Origin of the sequence: Psychrobacillus sp. NPDC096623 (assembly GCF_044762655.1) — a bacterium.
Lineage (GTDB): Bacteria > Bacillota > Bacilli > Bacillales_A > Planococcaceae > Psychrobacillus.
Genome location: NZ_JBIWER010000001.1, coordinates 615804 through 638767 on the forward strand (window position 1 = coordinate 615804; position 22964 = coordinate 638767).

Annotated in this window: 21 protein-coding genes; 4 read left to right on the plus strand and 17 right to left on the minus strand. The window is 38.6% G+C overall.

Features of this window, described 5'->3' with window-relative positions:
- Positions 1-30 precede the first annotated feature (30 nt).
- The 12 genes from ACIQX2_RS02995 to ACIQX2_RS03050 all read right to left on the minus strand — a co-directional run bounded on the left by ACIQX2_RS02995 (position 31) and on the right by ACIQX2_RS03050 (position 10530).
- Complete coding sequence (locus tag ACIQX2_RS02995) at positions 31-1296, minus strand: PTS ascorbate transporter subunit IIC (RefSeq protein WP_402846804.1); 1266 nt, start codon at positions 1294-1296, stop codon at positions 31-33.
- A gap of 13 nt (positions 1297-1309) precedes the next feature.
- Positions 1310-1579, minus strand: a complete 270-nt coding sequence (locus tag ACIQX2_RS03000; protein WP_402846806.1) for a PTS sugar transporter subunit IIB — start codon at positions 1577-1579, stop codon at positions 1310-1312.
- Positions 1580-1581: 2 nt separating this feature from the next.
- Positions 1582-2031: a PTS mannitol transporter subunit IIA gene (locus ACIQX2_RS03005; protein WP_402846808.1), complete on the minus strand. Its 450-nt coding sequence runs from the start codon at positions 2029-2031 to the stop codon at positions 1582-1584.
- Positions 2032-2264: 233 nt separating this feature from the next.
- Positions 2265-3737: an aldehyde dehydrogenase gene (locus ACIQX2_RS03010; RefSeq protein WP_402846810.1), complete on the minus strand. Its 1473-nt coding sequence runs from the start codon at positions 3735-3737 to the stop codon at positions 2265-2267.
- Positions 3734-3934 (minus strand): 4-oxalocrotonate tautomerase, encoded by a 201-nt coding sequence (locus ACIQX2_RS03015; protein WP_402846811.1) that lies wholly within the window; start codon positions 3932-3934, stop codon positions 3734-3736. The genes ACIQX2_RS03010 and ACIQX2_RS03015 overlap by 4 nt, the downstream gene beginning before the upstream one ends.
- An 8-nt stretch (positions 3935-3942) precedes the next feature.
- Positions 3943-4737: a 2-keto-4-pentenoate hydratase gene (locus ACIQX2_RS03020; RefSeq protein ID WP_402846812.1), complete on the minus strand. Its 795-nt coding sequence runs from the start codon at positions 4735-4737 to the stop codon at positions 3943-3945.
- Complete coding sequence (locus ACIQX2_RS03025) at positions 4737-5528, minus strand: 2-keto-4-pentenoate hydratase (RefSeq protein ID WP_402846814.1); 792 nt, start codon at positions 5526-5528, stop codon at positions 4737-4739. The genes ACIQX2_RS03020 and ACIQX2_RS03025 overlap by 1 nt, the downstream gene beginning before the upstream one ends.
- A 64-nt stretch (positions 5529-5592) precedes the next feature.
- The gene (dmpG, locus tag ACIQX2_RS03030) at positions 5593-6603 is read right to left on the minus strand and encodes a 4-hydroxy-2-oxovalerate aldolase (protein ID WP_402846816.1); all 1011 of its coding nucleotides are present in this window, start codon (positions 6601-6603) and stop codon (positions 5593-5595) included.
- Entirely contained in the window at positions 6600-7511 is a 912-nt protein-coding gene (locus ACIQX2_RS03035) for an acetaldehyde dehydrogenase (acetylating) (RefSeq protein WP_402846819.1), read from the minus strand. Before ACIQX2_RS03035 ends, dmpG begins: the two co-directional genes overlap by 4 nt.
- A gap of 12 nt (positions 7512-7523) precedes the next feature.
- Positions 7524-8516 carry a catechol 2,3-dioxygenase gene (locus tag ACIQX2_RS03040; RefSeq protein WP_402846821.1) on the minus strand — a complete coding sequence of 331 codons (993 nt, stop codon included), beginning with the start codon at positions 8514-8516 and terminating at the stop codon, positions 7524-7526.
- Between the two features lie 24 nt (positions 8517-8540).
- Complete coding sequence (locus tag ACIQX2_RS03045; protein ID WP_402846823.1) at positions 8541-9017, minus strand: flavin reductase family protein; 477 nt, start codon at positions 9015-9017, stop codon at positions 8541-8543.
- A gap of 13 nt (positions 9018-9030) precedes the next feature.
- Positions 9031-10530 carry a 4-hydroxyphenylacetate 3-hydroxylase family protein gene (locus tag ACIQX2_RS03050; RefSeq protein ID WP_402846825.1) on the minus strand — a complete coding sequence of 500 codons (1500 nt, stop codon included), beginning with the start codon at positions 10528-10530 and terminating at the stop codon, positions 9031-9033.
- Positions 10531-10895: 365 nt separating this feature from the next.
- On the opposite strand from ACIQX2_RS03050, the gene ACIQX2_RS03055 reads away from it, so the two are divergent.
- Entirely contained in the window at positions 10896-11666 is a 771-nt protein-coding gene (locus ACIQX2_RS03055) for an IclR family transcriptional regulator (protein WP_402846828.1), read from the plus strand.
- 88 nt (positions 11667-11754) lie between these two features.
- Here ACIQX2_RS03055 and ACIQX2_RS03060 read toward each other — a convergent pair whose 3' ends face one another.
- The 4 genes from ACIQX2_RS03060 to ACIQX2_RS03075 are packed head-to-tail and all read right to left on the minus strand — an operon-like array spanning position 11755 to position 15966.
- On the minus strand, positions 11755-13230 hold the full coding sequence (locus ACIQX2_RS03060; RefSeq protein ID WP_402846830.1) for an aldehyde dehydrogenase: 1476 nt from the start codon (positions 13228-13230) through the stop codon (positions 11755-11757).
- 49 nt (positions 13231-13279) lie between these two features.
- Positions 13280-14314 carry an ABC transporter substrate-binding protein gene (locus ACIQX2_RS03065; RefSeq protein ID WP_402846831.1) on the minus strand — a complete coding sequence of 345 codons (1035 nt, stop codon included), beginning with the start codon at positions 14312-14314 and terminating at the stop codon, positions 13280-13282.
- Between the two features lie 19 nt (positions 14315-14333).
- Positions 14334-15146 (minus strand): ABC transporter permease, encoded by an 813-nt coding sequence (locus tag ACIQX2_RS03070; RefSeq protein WP_402846833.1) that lies wholly within the window; start codon positions 15144-15146, stop codon positions 14334-14336.
- 13 nt (positions 15147-15159) lie between these two features.
- The gene (locus ACIQX2_RS03075) at positions 15160-15966 is read right to left on the minus strand and encodes an ABC transporter ATP-binding protein (protein ID WP_402846835.1); all 807 of its coding nucleotides are present in this window, start codon (positions 15964-15966) and stop codon (positions 15160-15162) included.
- Positions 15967-16640: 674 nt separating this feature from the next.
- On the opposite strand from ACIQX2_RS03075, the gene ACIQX2_RS03080 reads away from it, so the two are divergent.
- Genes ACIQX2_RS03080 through ACIQX2_RS03090 form a run of 3 tightly spaced genes read left to right on the plus strand, consistent with a single transcriptional unit; the run spans position 16641 to position 20907 of the window.
- Positions 16641-18866: an EAL domain-containing protein gene (locus ACIQX2_RS03080; protein ID WP_402846837.1), complete on the plus strand. Its 2226-nt coding sequence runs from the start codon at positions 16641-16643 to the stop codon at positions 18864-18866.
- Between the two features lie 21 nt (positions 18867-18887).
- Entirely contained in the window at positions 18888-20522 is a 1635-nt protein-coding gene (locus ACIQX2_RS03085; protein WP_402846839.1) for a thiamine pyrophosphate-binding protein, read from the plus strand.
- A 1-nt stretch (position 20523) separates the two neighbouring features.
- Complete coding sequence (locus ACIQX2_RS03090) at positions 20524-20907, plus strand: carboxymuconolactone decarboxylase family protein (protein ID WP_402846840.1); 384 nt, start codon at positions 20524-20526, stop codon at positions 20905-20907.
- A gap of 326 nt (positions 20908-21233) precedes the next feature.
- Here ACIQX2_RS03090 and ACIQX2_RS03095 read toward each other — a convergent pair whose 3' ends face one another.
- Positions 21234-22886 carry a DUF4855 domain-containing protein gene (locus ACIQX2_RS03095; protein WP_402846842.1) on the minus strand — a complete coding sequence of 551 codons (1653 nt, stop codon included), beginning with the start codon at positions 22884-22886 and terminating at the stop codon, positions 21234-21236.
- Between the last annotated feature and the right edge of the window lie 78 nt (positions 22887-22964).

Here is a 22964-nt window from a genome sequence, read left to right on the forward strand (position 1 = left end):
TTAACTCAAAAGAAGGCTACCTAAAAATTTTCAGCTAAATAGATTTGCGATGAATCCAATAATAATGCCGATTACACCAAAATCTGAATCACCAAATGTTGTATTAGCAAAACCGAGCTCTCCCAAAACTGGCAATAAAAATGCTGGCAAGAAGCTGATTAAAACACCATTTACAAATCCTCCGGCAGCAGCACCAATTCTACCTCCTGTTGCATTACCGAATACTCCTGCACCTGCTCCAGTAAAGAAGTGAGGAACAAGTCCTGGAATGATGAGTGGCAATGATAAGACACCTAAAAACGCCATACTAATAAGCCCTCCAGCAAAGCTGAAAAGGAAACCAATCATTACAGCAGTAGGTGCAAATGGAAATACAATCGGTATATCTAGTGCAGGTTTTGCACCGGGAACAAGTTTATCTGCAATACCTTTAAATGCCGGCACGATTTCATTTAGAATCATACGTACACCGAGTAAAATAATACTTAAGCCTGCAGCAAATGTAATACCTTGCATAATACTGAACATAATATAGTTTTGATCTCCAGAGAAATTAGACACCACATCTGATCCTGCTAGAACAGCTAAAATGATGAAAATAGCTATCATTGTTAAAGCAGTAGATATCAAAGAATCCTTCAGAAATGACCATTTCTCTGAGATTTTAATATCCTCTGTGGATTTCGCTTTATTGCCAAACCATTTCCCTATTAAACCAGCAGAAATATAACCAAACGTCCCAAAGTGACCAATCGCAATATCGTCATTTCCAGTAACTTTCCTCATAAATGGTTGACCGAGTGCTGGCATCAAAACCATGAAAAAGCCTAAAAGTAAGGAACCAACAATTACCAAAGTAGCCCCTTCCATGCCAGCTGTTCCTAAAACAGCAGATAACAGTGCAGCCATAAAGAATGTATGATGTCCGGTTAAAAAGATATATTTCCAAGGAGTAAAACGAGCAAATAATATATTCGCAACAAATCCAAACCCCATAATAAGTGCTGTTTCCGTACCAAACATTTGCTGAGCAATAGCAACTACCGCTTCATTATTCGGAATTACACCTTGAATATTAAAAGCTTCTTCAATAATTCCACCTAACGAATCTAAAGAACCTATAATGACCCCTGCACCAGCACCTAAAATAAGCAAACCAATAATACTTTTAAGAGTCCCAGACATTACTTTTGTAGCAGCAGCACGTTGAGCAACAAGTCCAATCAACACCATTAAACCAACTAACACAGCAGGAATGCTTAAAATTTCATTCATTAAGAATTCAAAAAAAGCCATACCTCTATCCTCCTTATATGTTTAATACTGATTCCAAACCAGCTCTTACTTCATTGGTATCTGCAATATTTTTAACACTAACTACTTTCACTTTTCCTCCCTCTAATTGTCTTGCAAATTCTTCGTTAGTGAATATGAAATCGGCATAGGTACTCGTTGCTGTGGTAAAATCGGCAGTTTCTACATCCGCTGTAATACCTTTTTCCTTTAGTACTTTTTCGATTGTCATTTTCAACATCATGCTAGACCCAAAGCCCATTCCGCATACTGCTAAGATTTTCATGTCTAATGCTCCTCTTTCTCATTGAATAACTGAAGAATTTCGTCATGCTCTGTTGCATTTTTTAATTGCTCTATCGAATTCGCTTTTGAAATCACCTCCGCAACTTTTTGTAAAATGTCGATATGCGATTCACTATTTAATGCGGCCAAGCCGATTAATACCTTAAATTCTTTACCAGGTTCAAAAGCGACTTCCTTGTTTAAAACGACAAGACTAATACCCTCTTGAATAACCCCATCTTCGGGACGTGCGTGAGGCATAGCTATACCAGGTGCTATTAAAATATAAGGTCCGAGTTCATGAATATTGCTGATCATTGCATCTACATAAGTCGGATTTACTTTTCCCATTTTCACAAGTATTTCTCCGCAAATACGTACAGCATGTTCCCAGTCTTTCGCTGTAACATCTAGCATTATCGCTTGTTTTTCTAGTACTCTACGATTCAGCATTTATTCTCCTTTGTTGCTTTTTGTATTATATGCTTGTTTAACAATGAACATGAGAGGGACCGTAAGCTTAAAAATACGAAAAGCCGCAAGAAGTGATTAGTTCACTTCTTACGACTTTTGATAAATGACTAGTCTTAATGCTGGGGCATATCTTTATTTGAAAAACTCAACAAGTACCTTAGCCAATCTAAATATCCCTTATTTTCAATCCCTGAGATATTAGCGAGGGTACTCTAGTTCAAAGCAATACAAATGTTTTTAGCTTCGGAGAAAAATTCTAGACTATGATGTCCTCCTTCTCTTCCAATACCACTCTTTTTAAATCCTCCAAATGGGGCGCGTAAATCACGAACGAACCAACAATTCACCCAAATTGTTCCTGCACGAACGCCATGTGCAATTCGATGGGCACGTTTTAAATTCTCCGTCCAAATAACACCATTCAACCCGTATTCCGTGTCATTCGCAATCGCTAAAGCTTCTTCTTCCGTGTCAAATGGAATGATCGTTACAATCGGTCCGAAAATTTCTTCTTGGCAAATTCTAGCTGTATGATCTTGATGATAATAAACAGTAGGCTCTAAGTAATAGCCGCTCTCTAAGTGAGGTGCAAGTACTGGAATCCCACCACCAGTAATAAGTGTTGCCCCTTCTTTCTTAGCAATCTCTAAGTAATGTTTTACCTTATTAAAATGTTCTTCACTTACGAGTGGTCCCATTTTAGTTGTTGCGTCTTGTGGATCGCCAACGACAAGAGATTCGGCTGCATGTTTAAATTTCTCAATAAATGAATCCAAAATCGTTCGTTGCACTAAAATGCGTGAGCCTGCTAAACAAACCTGCCCGGAGTTCAAGAACGCGGCTTGGATGGATACAGGAATTGCTTTATCCAAATCTGCATCTTCAAAAATAATGTTGGCAGCTTTACCGCCTAATTCAAAAGAGAATTTTTTAAGCGTATTAGCACCATTTTTCATAATAGCCTTTCCAGTTGTAGTAGAGCCTGTAAATGATATGAGGTCGACATTTTTGTTCTCTGTAATTGCTGTCCCTACTACACTTCCCTTGCCATGTATGATGTTGACTACGCCGTCAGGAATTCCTGCCTCTTTTGCTATTTCTCCTAAAAGGGAAACGGATAGCGGCGTCATTTCAGCTGGTTTAATAACTGCTGTATTTCCAGCAGCTAAGCACGGACCAAGTTTCCAAGTAGTCAGCATAAATGGTGCATTCCATGGAGTGATTAAGCCTGCAACACCTACTGGTTCATAGCGAGTATAATTGAGAAAAGCCTCTTCCATCGGATAAACTTCCCCGCCTTGTTTTTCCATAAAGTCAGCAAAAAACTTTAGATTATGAGCAGCACGCGGAATTTCTCCTGTAAAGGCATGACTATAAGGTTTACCGACATCAAGCGCTTCAAGACGAGCAATCTCTTCTCTTCGTTCAAGGATAATTTCGGCCATACGACGAATTTTATCGCAACGATCTGAAAGAGACATAGTTCTCCATGGACCATGATCAAATGCAGTTCTAGCAGCTTCACTAACCTTTTTTACATCTTCCTCTGTAGCTTCTGAAACAACAGCAATCACTTCCTGTGTTGCAGGATTTTTTACTTCAAATGTCTGATCGTCGGAAGAGTTTTCGTATTTCCCATTTATAAAATGAAGTACTCTTCTAACCTTGACTTCTACAGTTGTCATTTCGATTCCTTCTTTCTTTTTGCAATGGATTGACCAGCAATCCCCCAGTGCGTAGTTGGAACTTCCGTAATCAATACTCGTATATTTTCTATAGGTGCATCTATCACAGCTGAAACTTTTTCGGTAACTTCATAAATTAATTGTTCTTTCTTTTCAGGGGTTCTTCCTTCAGCAATCGTAATTTGAATGAATGGCATAGTTATCTTCACTCTCCTATCTGAAAACTAGTATTTATCGTTCCAAGTCCATCAAATGTTGCTTCGAAGTGATCTCCTGGTGATATATGCATTGCCTGTGTAATGGCCCCACTTAAAACTACTTGCCCTTTTTTAATGAATTGGTTTCTTTTTGCGATCTTATTTGCCATCCACGCAATGGCTACTGCAGGATTCCCCATAACAGCTGCCAATGTACTTGTGGCAACAACCTCTCCGTTTTTTCTAAAAACAATTCCCGTCAACTGTAAATCTATTTTCTCCGGTGACATAAACTGATTTCCTAGAATGTACCGAGAGGAAGATGAATTGTCTGCTATAGCATCATGCAAAGTAAATTTAAAGGCTTCAAAACGACTATCAATTACTTCAAAAGCTGGTACAACGTAATCTGTCGCATCCATTATTTGTGCCGGAGTAATATAGCTTCCTTGTATATCCTTCTTAAAAACAAAGGCAAGCTCAGGCTCTAATTTAGCATGTATAAAAGGAGTCAAGGAGTGTGAATCTCCTTCTATCAAAACCATATTTTCAAGTAACACACCATAGGAAGGTTCATGCACACCCATCATTTGTTGCTTCGCCTTGCTAGTCAATCCTAATTTCCATCCTGAAACTGCCGTGTTTTCTTCTTCACACTTCTTCTGAACGAGCTTTTCTTGGATATCATAAGCTTTATCTTCATCCATCCCCGGAAACTCATTTGCGAATTGAGGAAGTGTTTTTACACCTTTTTCTGCATCAAATAAATCTTGTACAACGTTCTCTATTGTAATAGTTTCCATCAACTTTCCCTCCCATTATCGAATGAGGCTGTAACAGTACCTAAATGAGCAAAATTAGCTGTAAATGTGTCACCATCTTGGATTTCTAAAGCAGCTGTGAATGCACCAGATAATACAATTTCTCCTGCTAAAAGTTTTACACCATAAGCAGATAAAGCATTCGCAAGCCATGCAATTGCGTTAATTGGATTTCCTAGCACTGCCGCTCCAGTCGCTGATTCGACATATTCCCCATTCTTCAACACATTCATTCCTAAACAAGTTAAATCTAAACCTTCTAGTTTAGTTGCTTTACTACCAATCACAACTAATGCAGAAGAACCGTTGTCTGATACAGTATCTTCAAACTTAATCTTCCAATCTTCGATACGACTATCTATAATTTCAATTGCCGGAACGATGTAATCGGTTGCTTCTATTACATCTTCTGGTGTTACATTAGGTCCTATTAAATCTTTCTTTAATACGAATGCAATCTCACATTCTACTTTTGGTTGAAGTAGATTTTGAAGAGGAACTTTGTCGCCGTCCATATACATCATTGTGTCAAATAAATGACCATAGTCCGGTTGTTCTACTCCAAACATCGTTTGAATAGCTTTACTTGTCGCCCCGATTTTTTTTCCAACTATACGTGCTCCGCGCTCTACTTTTTTCTCCACATATTGCAACTGAATATGATAAGCATCTGATAATGTTAGATCTGGGTAGCGCTCTGTTAAAGGAGCTATAGGAGCTTTATAATACTCTGCTTCGATTAGTTCATTCGCTAGCTTCGAAATTAATACCATTTGATCCTTCCTTTCTATGTAGGAAAAAGCCGCTAATGGAATTTCACTAACGGCACTACTTGTATTACTTCACCAATTGTTTTTGTGCCAACTCGAGTGCCACATCCAATATCCAGTCTTCCTGACCGGCTACCGCATGACGGCGACCTAACTCTTCCATAATAGAAACTGGACTTATATCGAATTTTGTGGCTGCTTCTCGCACATGTAACAAAAAGCTATTATAAACACCTGCATAACCGGCTGCTAGATTATCACGATCAATTACTAATGGATAATGGAAAACCGGAGCAATGATTTCTTCAGCCGTATCCATTAATATCGTCAAATCAATTCCAGTGTCTATTTCCATTTTGTTGAGCACTGCTACCAACACTTCCGTCGGAGCATTCCCGGCTCCCGCACCTAATCCACGTAATGTTCCATCAATTTGATCAGCACCTGCTTCTAAAGCAGCAACTGTATTACCAATTGCTAACCCTAAATTGTTATGCGCATGAAAACCAACATTAATAGAGAGTGAATCTTTGAGTTTTGCTACACGTTCCCTTACACCATTTGGGACTAGGGCCCCTGCTGAATCTACGACATAGACGCAGTCTGCCCCATAACTCTCCATGAGTTTCGCCTGTTCGGCTAACACCGATGCTGGCTGTGTATGGCTCATCATCAAAAATCCTACTGTTTCTAGACCTCTCTTTTTAGCCTGTTCAAAGTACTGGAGCGTTATATCCGCTTCTGTACAATGCACCGCAATACGTAGTACATCGATCCCAATATCCGCAGCAGTATTAATCTCGGGGATTGTTCCTATTCCCGGTACAAAAAGGGATGCTATTTTAGATTGTTTTTTATTCGCAACAGCGTTCTCGATTAACTTCCATTCGTCATACTTCGAAAAACCTTGTTGAATTGTTGAACCACCAAGGCCAGATCCATGACTAACTTCAATTATAGGTACACTTGCTGAAGCTAATTTGCTCACTACTTCCCCTACAAAAGAGGGGGAAAAAGAGTGACTGACTGCATGGGAGCCATCTCGAAGTGTTGTATCTGTCACTATCGGCTTTTTCATACAATGACCCCCTTCTCTTTCAATAGATGCGAAGCAAATTGCTCTCCTACTTGTTGAGCTGCAGCTGTCATGATATCTAAATTACCAGCGTAAGTTGGGAAAAAGTCTCCCGCTCCTTCTACTTCGTTTAGGATAATAACAGTTGGCAAATCACCCCAAGGCGAATGACGAATATCAATATAAGGCTTTCTCTTTAAACGATAGCCTGGTACATATTTTTGCACTTCTTGAACAATCTGCTCAATAGATTGTATAACTGCTTCTTCATCCGCTGTTTCTTCTAAAACGGCATACACCGTGTTGTTCATTATAATTGGCGGCTCTGCTGAGTTAATTACAGGAATTGCACGAGCGCTCTGTGCTCCTCCGATTTTCTGACATGCGTTTGCAGTCGTAATCGTAAACTCATCTAGGTTATGCCTCGTTCCAGGTCCAACAGAAACGCTTGAAATAGTTGCGATAATTTCACTATATTTGACAGCCGCTACTCGGTTTACCGCATGCACAAGCGGGGTCGTCGCTTGACCACTACAAGAAATCATATTCACATTCATTTTCTCTAAATGCTCTGCTAGATTAATAGCTGGTACTACGTATGGACCAATCGCAGCTGGAGTCAAGTCAATTGCAATAATATTCGCTTCTTTTAAAAGACGTGCATGCGCAATATGTGCTTTAGCACTTGTTGCATCAAATACAATACGTATGTCTTTTTCCTTCAAAATACCTTCTATACCTTCTGCAGTAATCGGGATTTGAAGTTCCTTTGCACGTTTTAAACCTTCAGAATCAGGGTCGATGCCAGCCATCAAAGCGAGTTCCATTGACCCGTCTGTTTTTAATAACTTATACATTAAATCTGTTCCAATATTCCCGGAACCTAAAATAGCAACTTTTATTTTATCCATAAGTGCCTCCTTTTATTCAGCGACAGCTTCTAAAGTGACAGGAGCTGTAACCGGTGTTCCATAATTCCAAAATGAATCTGGAAATACAGCGCCAATCCATGTATCGCCATTTCCTGGCACATCTTTCATTTGCCAAGTAATTGGTTTAAAATCAGGGTCTAAAATAAGATATCCTGTATCTCCGAAAAGCTCTATACGATTACCACTTGGCTCATATGCATACATACAGAAAGCTTGACTAATCCCGTGTTTGTTCGGTGGAATTTCAATGAAATAACCATGGTCTTTCAAAATATCTGCTGCATCGTATAAGTTTTGAGGAACCCCATACCAATAGCACACATGATGTAACTTCCCTTTTTGGCCTGTCGGTTCTTGCATAATAGCTAATTCGTGCATTAAATTGGATACGCTGATCCAAGAGCCTAATACATATCCATCATCCACGATTTGTTCACGTAACTTGAATCCCAATGTTTCTATTAAAAACTCTGTATCTGCTGCTGGATTAGAAGACATCAGGTTTAGATGGTCTAATCTGCGAACTGGAACCCCTTGTAGAGGACGTTTTTGACTTCTTGAAAGTAATTTTGAACGACTTTCAACCGGACAGTCGAAATATTCTACTTCCCAAAAAACTTCCATTAGGTGCCCATCTGGTGTAGTAAATTGATAAGCGGGTCCATGTCCATGCTGATCCGTTGACCAACCAATTCCGTTTCCGCTTGCTTCTAACGCTTTTACGCGACGTTCAAGTGCTTGAGGAGAAGTTGTTCTCCATGCTACATGACCAAGTCCTGGTTCATCAGACTCCGTTACAATAAGCGAGTATTTATAATTATCCTCATAAGCTCTTAAATACGTTTGATTGTTAATTTGCTCGATTACTTGCATCCCTAACATATCCGTAAAAAATACAATTGTTTCTTTAGGCGTATTTGATAAAATTTCTACATGCGCAATTTGCGCTACATCAAAGATTGGTTCTTTATACAATTTTGTCATTTAAAATTCCTCCATTTTTTGGTTTTAGAATGTCACATATTCCGATTTCAATGAAGCATACTGTCCACTTGCAAATAATAATGGTTCCCCATCTTTTACATGTACTTGTTCTGGATGTCCTATAAAAATAGTATGGTCACCAGCTAGGATTTCATGTTCTACTCGACATATGATTTGAACTAATGCACCTTCCACTACAGGAAATCCATTCGAAACATCAAATTGAAATGGTTCTTCTGCCTTCACTTGCCCAGCAAAACGTTTGGAAATATCTATTTGTTCTTTCGCTAAAATACTTACTCCAAATCGTTTACTTTCTTGTATTAGCTTAAGTGTTTGTGCACGTTCCCCAATAGATATAGCAACTAGAGCCGGGTCTAATGATATCGACATAAAACCGTTTGCAGTCATTCCATGATAGTCACCATCTACATCTGTTGAAATCACGGTCACACCAGTGGCAAACTTGCCCATCGCATTGCGAAATTCACGACTATCCATTCAAACCCCCTCCTCAAGTAGTTACAATTTTTTCTTTCCATGTTTCATTAGTCCAACCGTTCAAATCATAATCACTCATAGCTTGATCGACTAAAGCTTTATGTGAAGCTGCGTTTCCGCTGCCGATCGAATGATACATCGCTTCTAAACGAATATTTTCATGGTTTCCTGCATAATTCACTTCATATAACTCATGGCGACCGCCAAACTCAGATCCTATTGTATCCCAAACCATTTTCAACAATTTGACACGCTCTACTGCTGTAACTCCAGTTCCCTTATAATATTGGTCTAAATAAGGACGAATTTCTGGGTTTAAGAAATCAGTTGCACTTGACGGCAATTGGATTAATCCACCAGCAACTACTTGTTCGAAAATCTTTTTAACCTTTACCCATACCTCTGGGGCAAGTACACGATATGCATTAGCTGCATCTCCACCAGGAACAAGAACACCATTACGTCCTACGTCTGGGTTCGTTGCCATCGCTGTTGACAAACTCCAAATCATATTGCGAAGTGCTACAACTTCTCCAATATTCGCTTGAACACCTCGGAAACCATTAGTACCGGATGATTCTGTAGCTTTCATCAATAGACCAGTCATAAAGTCCAGCTTTACCCCTAAGCGGGCACATCCATGGAAACTAAAGCGATTTACAAAATGCGTTTGTGGAACAAAACCATTTGACACTTCTAGGTTGTTATAAGTAAGAACATCCTCCCAAGGAATAAACACATTATCTAAAATAATTACCGCATCATTTTCATCAAATCTGCTAGATAGTGGATAATCGAATGGAGAACCATTTGTATGCGCCTGAAGTTCATATGATTGTCTGCTAATCATTTTTAGACCTGGTGCATTCATCGGAACTAAGAATATTAATGCATGGCTTATATCACCATCACCGAGTTCTTTTGGACCATAATTTGCGACAAAATTATAATTGGTTAATGCAGCAGCTGTACCAACCATTTTGGCTCCACTTACAATAATTCCGTTTTCAAGTTCTTTCACTGCTCGCACAAAAACATCCTTGTTTTCATGTAGTGATTTCGAACGATCCATTTGAGGATTAATAACCGTATGATTGATGAATGGTAAATCTCTTGAAGCTTTGCGATACCATGCCTTTGCATTATCTTCAAACCCTACGTAATAATCTGAATATCCTTCTAAATGACCTAGAAAGGAAGCCTTATAATCTGGTGTTCTTCCCATAAAACCAAAACTCAATTTTGACCATTCTACGATAGCATCTCGTGAGCCTACCAAATCTTCAACAGAACGTGGAGTTTTGAAAAATTTATGTGTGCGATCTCCATACTCGTTTATCGTTGTAAGCACATCTTGTTTTTCTGGATCATGCAAAGCATCGTACATACGCGCATAGGATTGAGCAGAATTACGGTAAGCCGGGTGCTTTGTAACATCTTCAATTTTCTCTCCATTGAGATATACAACTCGGCCGTCATTTAAGCTTTCAAGGTAAGATTGACCAGTAAGCATGAAAACCACTCCATTTCGTTTTATGATAATGTAGACCATACATTTGTTTAAACAATACAATTTATTGTAAACGCTTTCAAAGATACAAAATGTTTATAAAACTATTTGAAACTATCACCCTGTGTTAGAAAATGCAGAATATTAAATTCATCGTCGTCTTAAGCATCACTAAGTTGAAGATTGTTTCTTTTCATTTATTAATCATAGCTTCATATATTTGTAAACGGTTACAAAACCTCCTTCAATTTGTTGTTATTTAGTTATATACTGATGATAATCAAGAAAACTTACAGATACAATACTACTGTCCCTCTAGGAGAGACAAAAAATAAAATATTCAAAAAATTCAATCAGAGGTGGTCCAAGTGAGTACAAGTAATGACTATATGCTTAGCTCCGTCAAAAATGCTTTAAGAATTTTACAGTCATTTAAAATGGATAAACCACAAAAAGGAGTACGTGAACTTGCTGCTGAGCTTGGAATAGGCAAGAGTAGTGTACAACGGATCTTAGCCACTCTTGCTTCTGAAGGTTTTGTCACCAAAGACATAGAAACAAACAAGTATCAATTAGGCGTCTCCGTTTTGGAGTTAAATTCGATTGTTCTCGGTCATCATGACTTGCATAAAGAAGCACTACCTACTATTAAAAATCTGGTAGAAAGATGTAACGAAACTTCGCATCTCGTTGTTTATAGCAATCAAGAAATAGTTTATTTGTGTAAGGAAGAAGGGAAAAACTCAACTCGGCTAGAAACGCATCCTGGTCAACATAACTATCCTCATTGTACAAGCTCTGGAAAGATTTTACTTGCGCATGGAGATCCTTCTATTGTAGAGATGATGATACAGACAGGGTTAACAAAAGTTTCAGCTAACACAATTACCGACCCAATTGTCTTTCAAAACGAATTGGCTGCAATTCGGAAAAATGGTTACGCTAAAAGTTTCGGTGAATATACACTGAGTGTAAATTCTGTTGCAGCACCAGTCCGAGACTACACTGGGAAAGTAGTAGCGGCTATAAATCTTGTTGGTCCTAGTAATCGGATGTCTAGACAGCGTATGAACCATTATGCTACTGAGTTAATACAGGCAGGAAGAAACATCTCAGAGAAACTTGGGTATAGTTACTGATGAAATAAGAAGGGAAAAGCAGCCAAAATGGTTATTTTGGCTGCTTTTTGACGATATTTTTGGGGGTTTTAGATAAACATCCTAAGTGTTATTTTAGAGCAATGCAAATATTTTTTGCTTCTGTGAAAAATGCAAGGCTATGGTGACCACCCTCACGTCCCACTCCACTCTTTTTAAAACCTCCAAATGGTGCGCGAAGATCGCGTACAAACCAACAATTCACCCAAATCGTACCTGCCCTCACATGATGAGAAATACGATGTGCACGTTGTAAATTTTCTGTCCAAATAACACTATTCAAACCATAATCTGTGTCATTTGCAATTTCCAGTGCCTCTTCCTCTGTATCGAAAGGAATTATGGTGACAATTGGTCCAAAGATTTCTTCTTGGCTTATTCTTGCTTTAGGATTGTTCTGAATATAAATAGTCGGTTCCAAATAATATCCATTTTCTAAATGAGCAGAAAGCTTAGGACGTTTGCCACCATAAACAAGCGTTGAATTTTCTGCCTTGGCTATTTCTAAGTAACTAGTCACTTTCTTATAATGTTCTTCGCTCACGACTGGCCCCATATTTGTGGATGGGTGTTGTGGATCACCGACTTTCAGTTCAGACGCCGCTTTTTTAAAACGCTTTATAAATTCATCCATAATAGAGCGTTGTACTAATATTCTTGATCCTGCTAGACAAACTTGGCCCGAATTCATAAAAGCTGCTTGGATAGAAACGGGGATAGCTTTATCTAAATCTGCATCTTCGAATATAATATTTGCTGCTTTTCCACCCAATTCAAAAGAGACTTTTTTTAGTGAATCCGCTCCAGCTTTCATGATAGCTTTTCCAGTAGAAGTCTCTCCAGTAAAGGAGATTAGATCGACATTTGGATGGGTTGTGACGAATTCTCCTGCCGAATTGGGACCGAATCCTTGAATCACGTTAACTACTCCATCTGGAATTCCCGCTTCTTTCGCAATTTCTCCTAAGAGTGAAACGGATAATGGCGTTGTTTCAGCAGGTTTAATAACGGCAGTATTTCCTGTCGCCAAACATGGTCCAAGTTTCCAAGTTGTTAGCATGAACGGCAAGTTCCATGGGGTAATTAGTGCAGCAACTCCTACTGGTTCATAACGTGTATAGTTTAAATATTCTTCCCCCATTGGATAAGTTTCTCCACCTTGTTGTTCCATAAAATCTGCAAAAAAGCGCAAATTATGAGCAGCACGAGGAATCTCTTTTTCCAATGCCAGTTGATATGGCTTACCAACATCCATGGCTTCTAAACTTGCTAATTCTTCTTTTCGTTCTAATATAATATCAGCCATTCTGCGAATCTTTGTACAACGCTCCGCTAGAGGCATAGTACTCCACGGTCCTGTATCAAACGCACGCCTTGCTGATTTACATGCTCGATCAACATCTTCAAAAGAGGCTTCATGCACATGTGCAATTACTTCTTGAGTAGCAGGGTTCCTAACTTCAAACATCGATTTATTACTCGAGTCTACATATTCCCCATCAATATATAGTTTGATTTCTCTTAGAGTAGTTTCAATAGTACTCATTTAATTGCCCTCCTCGTATACCTCTCCCTACACTTCAAAACTTTCTAAGTTAAAAATCATTTGCTTTTTCCAAAAAGCTTGAATTTAAATATTTGTCAAGATCAATATCACCTGTAATTACAGGCGGATCACCTTGTTTAAATTGCTCAACCAATTTTTCCCATGAAGTTTTATCTATATAACCATATCCTTTTGCAGGATCTTTAAGCGTAGTTAGATCTATAAAAGTATCGAGGAATATACGTCCCACTTCTTCATCTGTATACTGCTCCGGTATTGCTTTTTTCATCAGATCATACGCTGCATCTGGATCGTTGATTGCAAAATCAGTTGCTTTCGCAATAGCACGGTTTACTTTTTCAACTAGCTCTGGTCTTTCTTTTATCACTTTGTCACTTGCTACGATTGTTGTCGAAGGAAGCGCCTGGAACTCTGCGGGAATAAGGGATTTGGATTCGAAACCTCTTGCATATAAAGACACTAGGTCATGAGCGCCACCAATATATGCCTCTATATCCCCTTTTTCGAAAGCAGTAAGAATAGAAGTTGCTTCAGAGCCTATTGCTCGTAGCGTTACATCCTTATCCACAGTTAATCCGGCACTAGAAAGAATAGAACGAACCATTGGTACTTCTCCACCACTTAAATCAGAAACACCTATTCTTTTTCCTTTTAACTGCTGAATATCTGTTATAGCAGAATCTTTAGGAACCATGAAATCGAACAAATTTTTATAATTTACTTGATATACCGATTGAATAGCAACGTCTTTATCCCAAGCCGGCAAAACAGCTGCAATAGCCGTTATACCAAAGTCAACTTGACCTGCTCCTACTTGCTGAACTACATATGTTCCACCTTTTCCAGCGATAAGCTCTACATCGAGACCTTCTTCTTCAAAGAAACCTTTATCACGAGCAACATAAGCATAATACATTGTTGTGCCTTCAGCAGCCAAGATAAGTTCGAGCTTTTCTAAATCACCACTTTTAGACTTTGCCCCCGCTTCATTAGTACTATTTTTCCCACACGCACCAAGCAATAAAATAACACTCAAGATTAATACTAAAATCTTTTTGTTCAACCTAATCTCCCCTTTTAAGTTAAATAATTTTATCGTGATCACCCCAGAAAATAAGCTTGCGATCCAGCCATTCGACGAATAGATACAAACCTAACCCCATGAGAGACAAAATAATGATTAGCGCATAAACTTTTGGCATTTCTAACTGAAAATTGAACGTTTCAAGAAGCAATCCAAGTCCTTCATTAGCCCCCATAAACTCTCCAACGATTGCACCAATAAGCGCAAATGTTAAGGATGATTTCAATCCTGCAAATATATTAGGCAAAGCTGTCGGTAATGAAAGCTTTAAAAATACATCTTTTTTCTTCGCAACCATTGATTTAAAAAGAAGTCGACTTTCATCATCTATCGATTTTAGTCCAACAACTGTATTTATAAAGGTAGGGAAAAAACAAATGGTAATTGCCATCACTACCTTTGCAGTAGATCCAAAACCGAACCAAGTAACAAATATTGGTGCTAAAGCTATTTTCGGAATTGCTTGGAAAACAACAATATAGGGATTTAACACCTTATACAAAGTTAAATTAGTTGTAACTAGAACTCCTAGAACAATTGCCAAGATACATCCGATGAAAAATCCTGCAATTGTCTCGTATAATGTAATCCCAAAATGAAGATAAAAATAAGATGACGTCAACAATTCCCAAGTAGCAATAACTACTAACGATGGTGCTGGCAATATTAATGGATGGAAAATTCCCACTCTACTAAATAATTCCCATATAAAAACGATCAAAAGTAATAAAATAAATGACAACATTGCTTCTTTTCTTTGAAATATCGTAGGTTTCTTCCTCGTATTCTTCATTACAATTGTTTTTTCCATCGCGGCCCTCATTTCATCTACCAACTCCTAATAGCTTTCGAATGTGAAGTACATAATCTGCATATTCTTTTGTCGCCATTATTTGATCCGTTCTTGGCTTCGGAATATCAATGAATATGTTTTCAAGAACTTGACCAGGGTTAATACCCATTACTACAACACGGTCAGACATTAGAACTGCCTCACTAATATTATGAGTCACTAAAACTACTGTCTTTCCACTCTTCTCTGCAATATCCATCAGTGAAAAGTTCAATGTCTCTCTCGTAAACTCATCTAATGCACCAAATGGCTCGTCTAACAGTAAAATATCTGGATCCGTCATCAAAGTACGAGCGAGTGAAACTCGTTGTTGCATCCCACCTGAAAGTTCTTTCGTGTAGTATTTCTCATATCCCTTTAACCCAACGAGTTCAAGCAATTCACCAATTCTCTCACTTGCCTTTGAGATGTCACCTTGGGATAACTCTATCGGTAAAATAAGATTTTGCTCAACCGTTCTCCAAGGTAGTAATACTGCTTTTTGGAACATGAAGCCGATACTTTTACTTGGACTGTTAACTTCTTTCCCATTAATGGACAACTTGCCACTTGTGCTAGAAAGCAATCCGCCAATTATTTTTAATAATGTTGATTTTCCACATCCACTTGGGCCGAGTAATGAAACAAACTCCCCTTTTTTAACATGAAGATTAATATCTTCAAGTACTTTCACATCGCGACTTCCCTTTGAAAAAGATTTACTTACTTTTTGAATAACAACTTGGTAATCTCTTTTTTGAGTACCCTTTTTATTTTCATTTTCAGTTAGCTGAACCATCTTCATCAATCCTCCCAACTACTAAATTAGTAGTAAACCATAATTGATTCTTCCTTAAGTTGTAAACGCTTTCATTTACCTCCCCTCAAACTGTCTGCTGAATGTATTTCATATAGTAATCAATAAAATAGAAGTATACAATACAGATGTCCCAGTAAACGGGACATAAAATAAAAAATATTCAGAATACTCTAGTTAGAAAATTACGATTCACTCTCTACATTTCATGTATTCAAGCAATTGGCATCAATTACTAACGTCCACTTAACATTGTATATATAATCAGAGCCTCATTTACCTTTCCGGGAGCTATTGTTCCTCTGTTAGAAAATCTATCTTTCTAACAGAGGAACGCAATTACTAGCGGAACAGGAATTTATACCGTTTCCCATCAAAAATTTATCTCTTTTCACTCCCCATTTAACAGAAGGAGAGCTACTTATTTCTTTATATTTATTCAATGGGAGTGGTTACTTCACTAAGACTCACTCCCATTGAATTTAACAACTTTTTGCTGTAAAATAGATAGGATGGGAATTCTTTCTAATGGTTATTTCGAAGCGAATTAACCTATGCGGAAATGGATTCTATTTTTTTACTATTTTAATAATAAAATTACAACCCTTTTGGAAAAATAGGGTATATAGTATAAAGAACTTTTTTAGGAGGATCACATGAATATAATAGAGCCTTATTACATTACAGAATCAAAGAGAATCTGCAAAGTTGCGGGGATGGATCCAAATGAGGTATCTAGGCCAAAGACTTTCTTAAGCGATAGAGAGTTTGAACAGAAGCGAAAATCATATTGCGAAATACTATCAGTTGTGAGTTTTTTCTCCAATAAGCTACTCGATTCCTTGAAAGGTACTCCGATACTTGTAGTTGTTTCTGATGCAGCTGGTTATCTTCTTGAAATTGAAGGAGACGAAACGATCAAGTCTACCATTGAACAATTCGGCATCATGCCTGGCAGCCTATTTATCCAAGAAGAAACAGGCACAAATGTTATTAGTCTAACGTTGCAGCAAAGACATCCGATTAGTCTAATTGGCGATCAACATTATCACACATTTCTTCATGAAATTGCTTGTTACGGGACCACCTTTCACTATACAGATGATAACAACTTGCTTGGTAGCGTGTGCATCATGATGCCGATTCAATTTCAGAACGAACTTTTTTTAACGATGCTAACTCAGGCAGTTGACTCTATCGAAAGAGAATTACTATTAAGAAAACAAAATAGGAAGCTTAACATTATGAATCAGATTATGTTAAGTAGAACGAGAAATGGAATTGTTATTACAGATGAAAAAGGAATCACTACCGAGTTTAATAACTTCGCCCAAAAAATTTCGAGTAACAGCAGAGAATCAGTGGTGGGAAGAAATATTCTGGAATCTCATCTAACAGGAACTTACTTTAAAGAAGTAATCGAACACGAAAGAATATTTAAAAATGAAGAAATAAAGTTTAAAGATGAAGCCGGTAATCTCATTGTGTGTTTGTTCGATGCACAACCTATTTATGAAGACGACAAAATGATAGGTGCCTTTGGTCAATTTAGAGACATTTCAGATCGTTATACATTGGAGGAACAGTATAACTATTTAGCGTTTCATGATGATTTAACAAATCTACCGAACAGGCGATATATTAATAAGGAAATAGAATCCATTATTAAGGAAATAAAATCAGGTAAGCATAGAACTTTAGCCCTTTTATTCATCGACTTGGATCGCTTTAAAATAATTAATGATAACTTCAGTCATTCTTATGGCGATAAACTACTAATCGAGGTAAGCAATCGGTTAAGTGGTTGTCTTGGGAAAAAGGATATTCTTGCCCGAATGGGTGGCGATGAATTTATCTTCCTTTTGCAAGACTTTGCTGATGTAGATTATGTTACGAGAAAAGCCAAAGAGATACTCCAGTTATTGCTGCAACCTTTTCTTGTTAACGGGAAAGAATTACACACGACAGCTAGTGTTGGTGTTGCGATTTATCCTGACTACCCTATTACAACGGAACAGCTTCTGGTCTATGCAGATAATGCAATGTATCAGGCAAAATCGCAAGGGAAAAACCGCTATGTTGTTCATACATCGGAATTGTTAGATACAATGTTGGACGACTATATGCTCGAGATAGATTTAAGAAGAGCACTAGAGCAAAATGAGTTTGTTCTCCATTATCAGCCGCAGATTAATAATGCTACTGGTAAATTAATTGGATTTGAAGCCTTAATCCGCTGGCAGCATCCAAAGTTAGGTCAGATACCACCTGGAAAATTCATAAAACTGGCAGAAGAAAACGGATTGATCACTCAAATTGGAGAGTGGGTCATTGATGAGGCCTGTACCCAAAACAAAAAATGGCAGGATGCTGGAATGACACCAGTAAAAATGTCCGTTAATTTATCCACCCAACAATTCCTTACCAGAAATCTTGTTACTTATATGGAAGATGTAATCGAACGTACCGCTATTAATCCGGCTTATGTGGTCGTGGAAATTACCGAATATATGGCAATGGAATACGATTATTCTATCCACGTATTGGAACAACTGAAAGCACTTGGTATCGGCATCAGTATTGACGATTTTGGGACAGGTTATAGTTCACTTAATTATCTAAAGAATTTTCCAATAGATTATATTAAGATCGACAAATCATTCGTGGGTGAAATGATGAACAATGAAAAAGATGCCGTCATTATAAAAGCAATAATCTCGTTAGCACATAACCTTCATAAGGAAGTTATTGCTGAAGGAGTGGAAACAAAGGAACAGCTTGAATTTCTGAAAAAACATCAATGTGATATTTCACAGGGCTATTACTTTAGTAGACCTCTTCCCGCTGATGAAATTGAGAAAATTTATATAGAACAACATTGATCTTAAAGGGAGACTAACAGCATGAAAATGGCATCCTCCGTTTTAGTAGCAAATTTTAAACATTGGGGACTTCAGCATATTTTTGGTATTCCTGGAAAGGCAGTATCCCCTATATTATTCGAGATTTTGCGCCATGAAATGGAATTTGTATTAAGTAAACACGAAGCAGCCGCAGGATTTGAAGCGACTGGTTACGCTTTAATGAATCAGAAAATTGGAGTCGCAGTTGGTACGTCTGGACCAGGTGGCACTAACCTGCTTACAGCTGCTGGTCAAGCGAAAGCCTCTAATCTACCCTTATTAATCATCACGGGACATCCTTCGATGAAAGATACAGGAAAAGCAATGGGGCAAGACTCTAGTCTATTTGGTGCAGACCTTGTGGACATGTTTAAATCGGTCACGAAGTTTAGCGCACGGGTAGAACGTGGCGATATGCTACAGCCATTTTTGCAGCATGCTTTGGAAAAAGCTATATCAGGCGTAAAAGGACCGGTGCATCTTGCCATTCCGTTCGATATTTTGCTAGAAGAGATTGAACCATTCCTATTAGATTTACCAGTGTCCCATGAAATGATTTCTCCTAAAACGAGTGATGTGATCGATAAACTGAATATGGCGAAGCGTCCCCTTCTATTCTTAGGAAAAGGCGTACATTCAAGTAAAGCATACGCAGAAGTGCTGCATCTCGCAGAGCATTGGAACATCCCTGTCATCACCACTCCAGGAGGAAAAGGATCATTCCCTTCCAATCATATACTTTCATTAGGTGCATTCGGATTGGGTGGTACGGACGAAGCAACCGCATACTTAAATGAGAAAGTAGACCTCATGCTCGTTATCGGTTCAAAATTAAGCGATATGTCCATCGCCGGATTATCGGAAGCGATGTATCCAGAGCATCTTATCCACTTCGATTACGACCCAACCTTTATCGGGAAATCAATTCAAGTACCAACTACCCCCTTACTTGGTGATATTAAAGCGAATCTGACAGCTATTTTAGAAGATGTACCGAAAACGGATAGCGTTGCATTTTTAACAGCCATTGAGAAGATTCAGCTTTCGGAAAATAATTCAGGTGAGCGAATGTCTGCTGTCCAAGCACTACGGGCGATGCGTTACGCACTTCCAGATGATGCAATTATTTTTGGAGATGATGGGAGCCACTCTTTTTACGGCATCAAGTATTTTGACATATACAAGCCTGGGACTTTCTTCTTTGACGATATATTCGGTGCAATGGGTAACGGTATTGGCTATTCCATAGGTGCAAAACTAGCAGCCCCTGAAGAAACAATTGTGTGCTTGGTTGGAGATGGGTGTATGTTCATGCATGGAACAGAACTTTCGACCGCATACAATTATAACTCCGCTGTCTTATTCATCGTTTTGAATAATGGACGGTTGGATATGGTTGAGAAAGGGATGCAAAAAATGATTGGCACTTCAATTGGTGGAGTGTATGAGACTCCTCTTGATGTCGCTCGTTTTGCCGAATCTATGGGACTGGAAGCATATACGTGTCAAAAACCATCCGATTTAGCCGATAACATAAAAGAAGCATTACATAAAATCAAAGAAACAAACAAACCGATTGTGATTGAAGTATTAGTAGATGAAAACGAAATACCACCAACTATGGGGAGGCAATAATATGGAAATGGATAAGCGATACGAGGCCGGTTTACAGGCAATGGAGGAACTATTTTCCCCAGAAGTACGAACTGGCATGGAAGGGATGAAGAAAATCTCACCTGACCTTTGGGAAATGATTGTATCTTTTGGATACGGAGATCTTTACTCTAGAAACACCCTTTCCCACGCACAACGAGAAGTCATCACCCTAACAACACTCATCACCCAGGGAGCGTTCGACCAACTGAGAGTTCACTTACAGGCAGCTCTAAACGTTGGGCTCTCTAAAGAAGAAATTATCGAACTTATCATCCATTGTGCGGGATACGTAGGTTTTCCAAAAGCCGTTCAGGCAATGGGAATTGCTGGCGGAGTATTTAAAGAAATGGAAGTAACTCGGTAAATATTAGTAATGAAAACGTCCACTTGACGAAAAAGTGGACGTTTTTTGCTGTTCGTTATGTTTCTGCCGGAAATCATAATGCCTTTACTCTCGTTCACTTGTTGTTTACTCGCTCTCGAGGGGGTGGTACTAGCGGATGGGTGTAATTTACTCTCGGTTCCTCAGGGTTTACTCTCGCTCCTGGTGGATTTACTAGTGGAAAGGAAGTTTATTTCATTTTATCTACAAAATGAAACTCTCCTTCCGCCATATTGGACAGAAGGAGAGTTTTTTATTTCATTATATTATCTAGCAGTAAAGTTTGTAGAGATTAAGCAATACGCGTTTTACTGAAGCAGTTCACTCAGCTGGCGGTAAGCTTCTTGATATGGCGCTTGTTTGTAGACTCCCATTCGATTCACCATATCCGTTCCTTGGTATAGAAGTAGGCTTTGTCCGTTTAATCCGTACCGCTCTGCGAATTCTAAATACTGTGAGAAGTTCGTTAGACCAGCGTCCATCTGGTGAGGTGAATATGTGTCGATTTCTAAGGTAATGCCACTTCCTTTAATTTGTGCTTCTAGAAATGCTTTGTGTAACCTCTTTTGAGGATCGCCTAATGCCAGTCTGAATGTGTTTGGTTGTAAATAGGCACCGTCGAAACCGTAATACTTCCAGTTTTCAAAATTCGTTGTGCGTGCATGTGGTGCATAAATAATTTTTTTATTTAGGTTATGGACTTTTTTGGCTGAACTTGTGACTAGACGTTCGTCATCCGCATGGATAACGGTTTCGTTTAACCAATAGTAGCCCTTCATAGTAATGTTGCTATAGTTCTGTTTTTTCCATTTATCTTCAACTGTGGAGATATACCAGTTGACTAGTTGCTCACGTGCTTGCAATGTATTATTCACTTTTGCGCCGTCCAGTTTAATGATAGACTCGTTTCGTTTAGGATACGGGATTGCAATATACACTTGAACTTTTCGTTTTTCGTTGGCTGCAGCACGATTCAACGCATCTAGTGCCCCGTCTTTGGCAAACGTCGTATCTGCGTACCACTTCCACTCTTTGTAGTTCGCTTTATTTTTGGATGTTTCAGCGAATTCACCACCTGCATACGTACGGCCGAGCACAACAAATGTATCGAAAAGGGTACTCGTCCCGTTTGATAAATAAGGTTTAAAAAAGTCCGAGGAAAAATACTCCTTTTCAGCTCCATTGTATATAAGTACTCCATTTTTAATACCGGTCGGCGTGAGCGCAGCTGGTTTCATCGCATAATTCATAAGAGAATTATTTTTGGGATGAACAGTCGCTCTTGGATACTTCACAGCTAGTGTAATCGCCTCTTCTGCTGATCGAACCTCCTGCAGCACTTTTCCATCTTGCTTCACCGTAAATGAAAGTGGCAGCTCGTATACTCGCTTCAAAAATGTTGAAAATTGCGCACGATTCACGACTACTTTTGGTTTGAATGTTCCGTCCGAGTAGCCTGTTGTGATGTCATTTTGGGCGATTGCATCAATGAATTTATAATAGGAGCTCGTCTTCGAAAGATCTTTGAATATTGACTTTCCGGCACCTTTATAGTCATAAGCAACAGCAAGTACACGAGCCATCTCTTCACGAGTAAGCGGGCTACCAGGTTTAAATGAATTATTAGTGATTGTGAACATCCCTTTATTGGCTGCTATCATCATTTCAGCATAGCCAACCATCGTTGGCTTCAAATCAGTCGGCTTTACAGTAGGACGTTGTACCGTCGGAAGTTTTAACGCTCTTACAATCATCACTGCGGCATCCTTACGCGTCAGTGTTGTTAGCGGCTTAAAGCTACTATCCGAAAATCCACGAATTACTTGTTTGTCCGTAAGAAAACGTATTTCATCATGCGCCCAATGGTCTAAGGGAACATCCTTGAAGGATTGCGCCCCTACAGAAGGAGCAAATAAAATAAAACATACTAATACTACAAGAAACATTTTAATCTTTTTCATTTGGTTTAATTCCTTATCTGAGGTATTTTCGTATTCCAACTATTATCCTATCATATCTATAAGCTGCTAACGTGCTTT

Bases quoted from the DNA above. Each gene is read 5' to 3' on its own strand.
- ACIQX2_RS03050 (WP_402846825.1), bottom strand. From the start codon at position 10,530: ATGCTTACTGGTCAATCTTACCTTGAAAGCTTAAATGACGGCCGAGTT.
- ACIQX2_RS03040 (WP_402846821.1), bottom strand. From the start codon at position 8,516: ATGACAAAATTGTATAAAGAACCAATCTTTGATGTAGCGCAAATTGCG.
- ACIQX2_RS03045 (WP_402846823.1), bottom strand. From the start codon at position 9,017: ATGGATAGTCGTGAATTTCGCAATGCGATGGGCAAGTTTGCCACTGGT.
- ACIQX2_RS03000 (WP_402846806.1), bottom strand. From the start codon at position 1,579: ATGAAAATCTTAGCAGTATGCGGAATGGGCTTTGGGTCTAGCATGATG.
- ACIQX2_RS03095 (WP_402846842.1), bottom strand. From the start codon at position 22,886: ATGAAAAAGATTAAAATGTTTCTTGTAGTATTAGTATGTTTTATTTTA.
- ACIQX2_RS03005 (WP_402846808.1), bottom strand. From the start codon at position 2,031: ATGCTGAATCGTAGAGTACTAGAAAAACAAGCGATAATGCTAGATGTT.
- ACIQX2_RS03085 (WP_402846839.1), top strand. From the start codon at position 18,888: ATGAAAATGGCATCCTCCGTTTTAGTAGCAAATTTTAAACATTGGGGA.
- ACIQX2_RS03025 (WP_402846814.1), bottom strand. From the start codon at position 5,528: ATGGTATTAATTTCGAAGCTAGCGAATGAACTAATCGAAGCAGAGTAT.
- ACIQX2_RS03015 (WP_402846811.1), bottom strand. From the start codon at position 3,934: ATGCCATTCATTCAAATTACGATTGCTGAAGGAAGAACCCCTGAAAAG.
- ACIQX2_RS03035 (WP_402846819.1), bottom strand. From the start codon at position 7,511: ATGGATAAAATAAAAGTTGCTATTTTAGGTTCCGGGAATATTGGAACA.
- ACIQX2_RS03070 (WP_402846833.1), bottom strand. From the start codon at position 15,146: ATGGAAAAAACAATTGTAATGAAGAATACGAGGAAGAAACCTACGATA.
- ACIQX2_RS03075 (WP_402846835.1), bottom strand. From the start codon at position 15,966: ATGGTTCAGCTAACTGAAAATGAAAATAAAAAGGGTACTCAAAAAAGA.
- ACIQX2_RS03020 (WP_402846812.1), bottom strand. From the start codon at position 4,737: ATGGAAACTATTACAATAGAGAACGTTGTACAAGATTTATTTGATGCA.
- ACIQX2_RS03080 (WP_402846837.1), top strand. From the start codon at position 16,641: ATGAATATAATAGAGCCTTATTACATTACAGAATCAAAGAGAATCTGC.
- dmpG (WP_402846816.1), bottom strand. From the start codon at position 6,603: ATGAAAAAGCCGATAGTGACAGATACAACACTTCGAGATGGCTCCCAT.
- ACIQX2_RS03090 (WP_402846840.1), top strand. From the start codon at position 20,524: ATGGAAATGGATAAGCGATACGAGGCCGGTTTACAGGCAATGGAGGAA.
- ACIQX2_RS02995 (WP_402846804.1), bottom strand. From the start codon at position 1,296: ATGGCTTTTTTTGAATTCTTAATGAATGAAATTTTAAGCATTCCTGCT.
- ACIQX2_RS03010 (WP_402846810.1), bottom strand. From the start codon at position 3,737: ATGACAACTGTAGAAGTCAAGGTTAGAAGAGTACTTCATTTTATAAAT.
- ACIQX2_RS03060 (WP_402846830.1), bottom strand. From the start codon at position 13,230: ATGAGTACTATTGAAACTACTCTAAGAGAAATCAAACTATATATTGAT.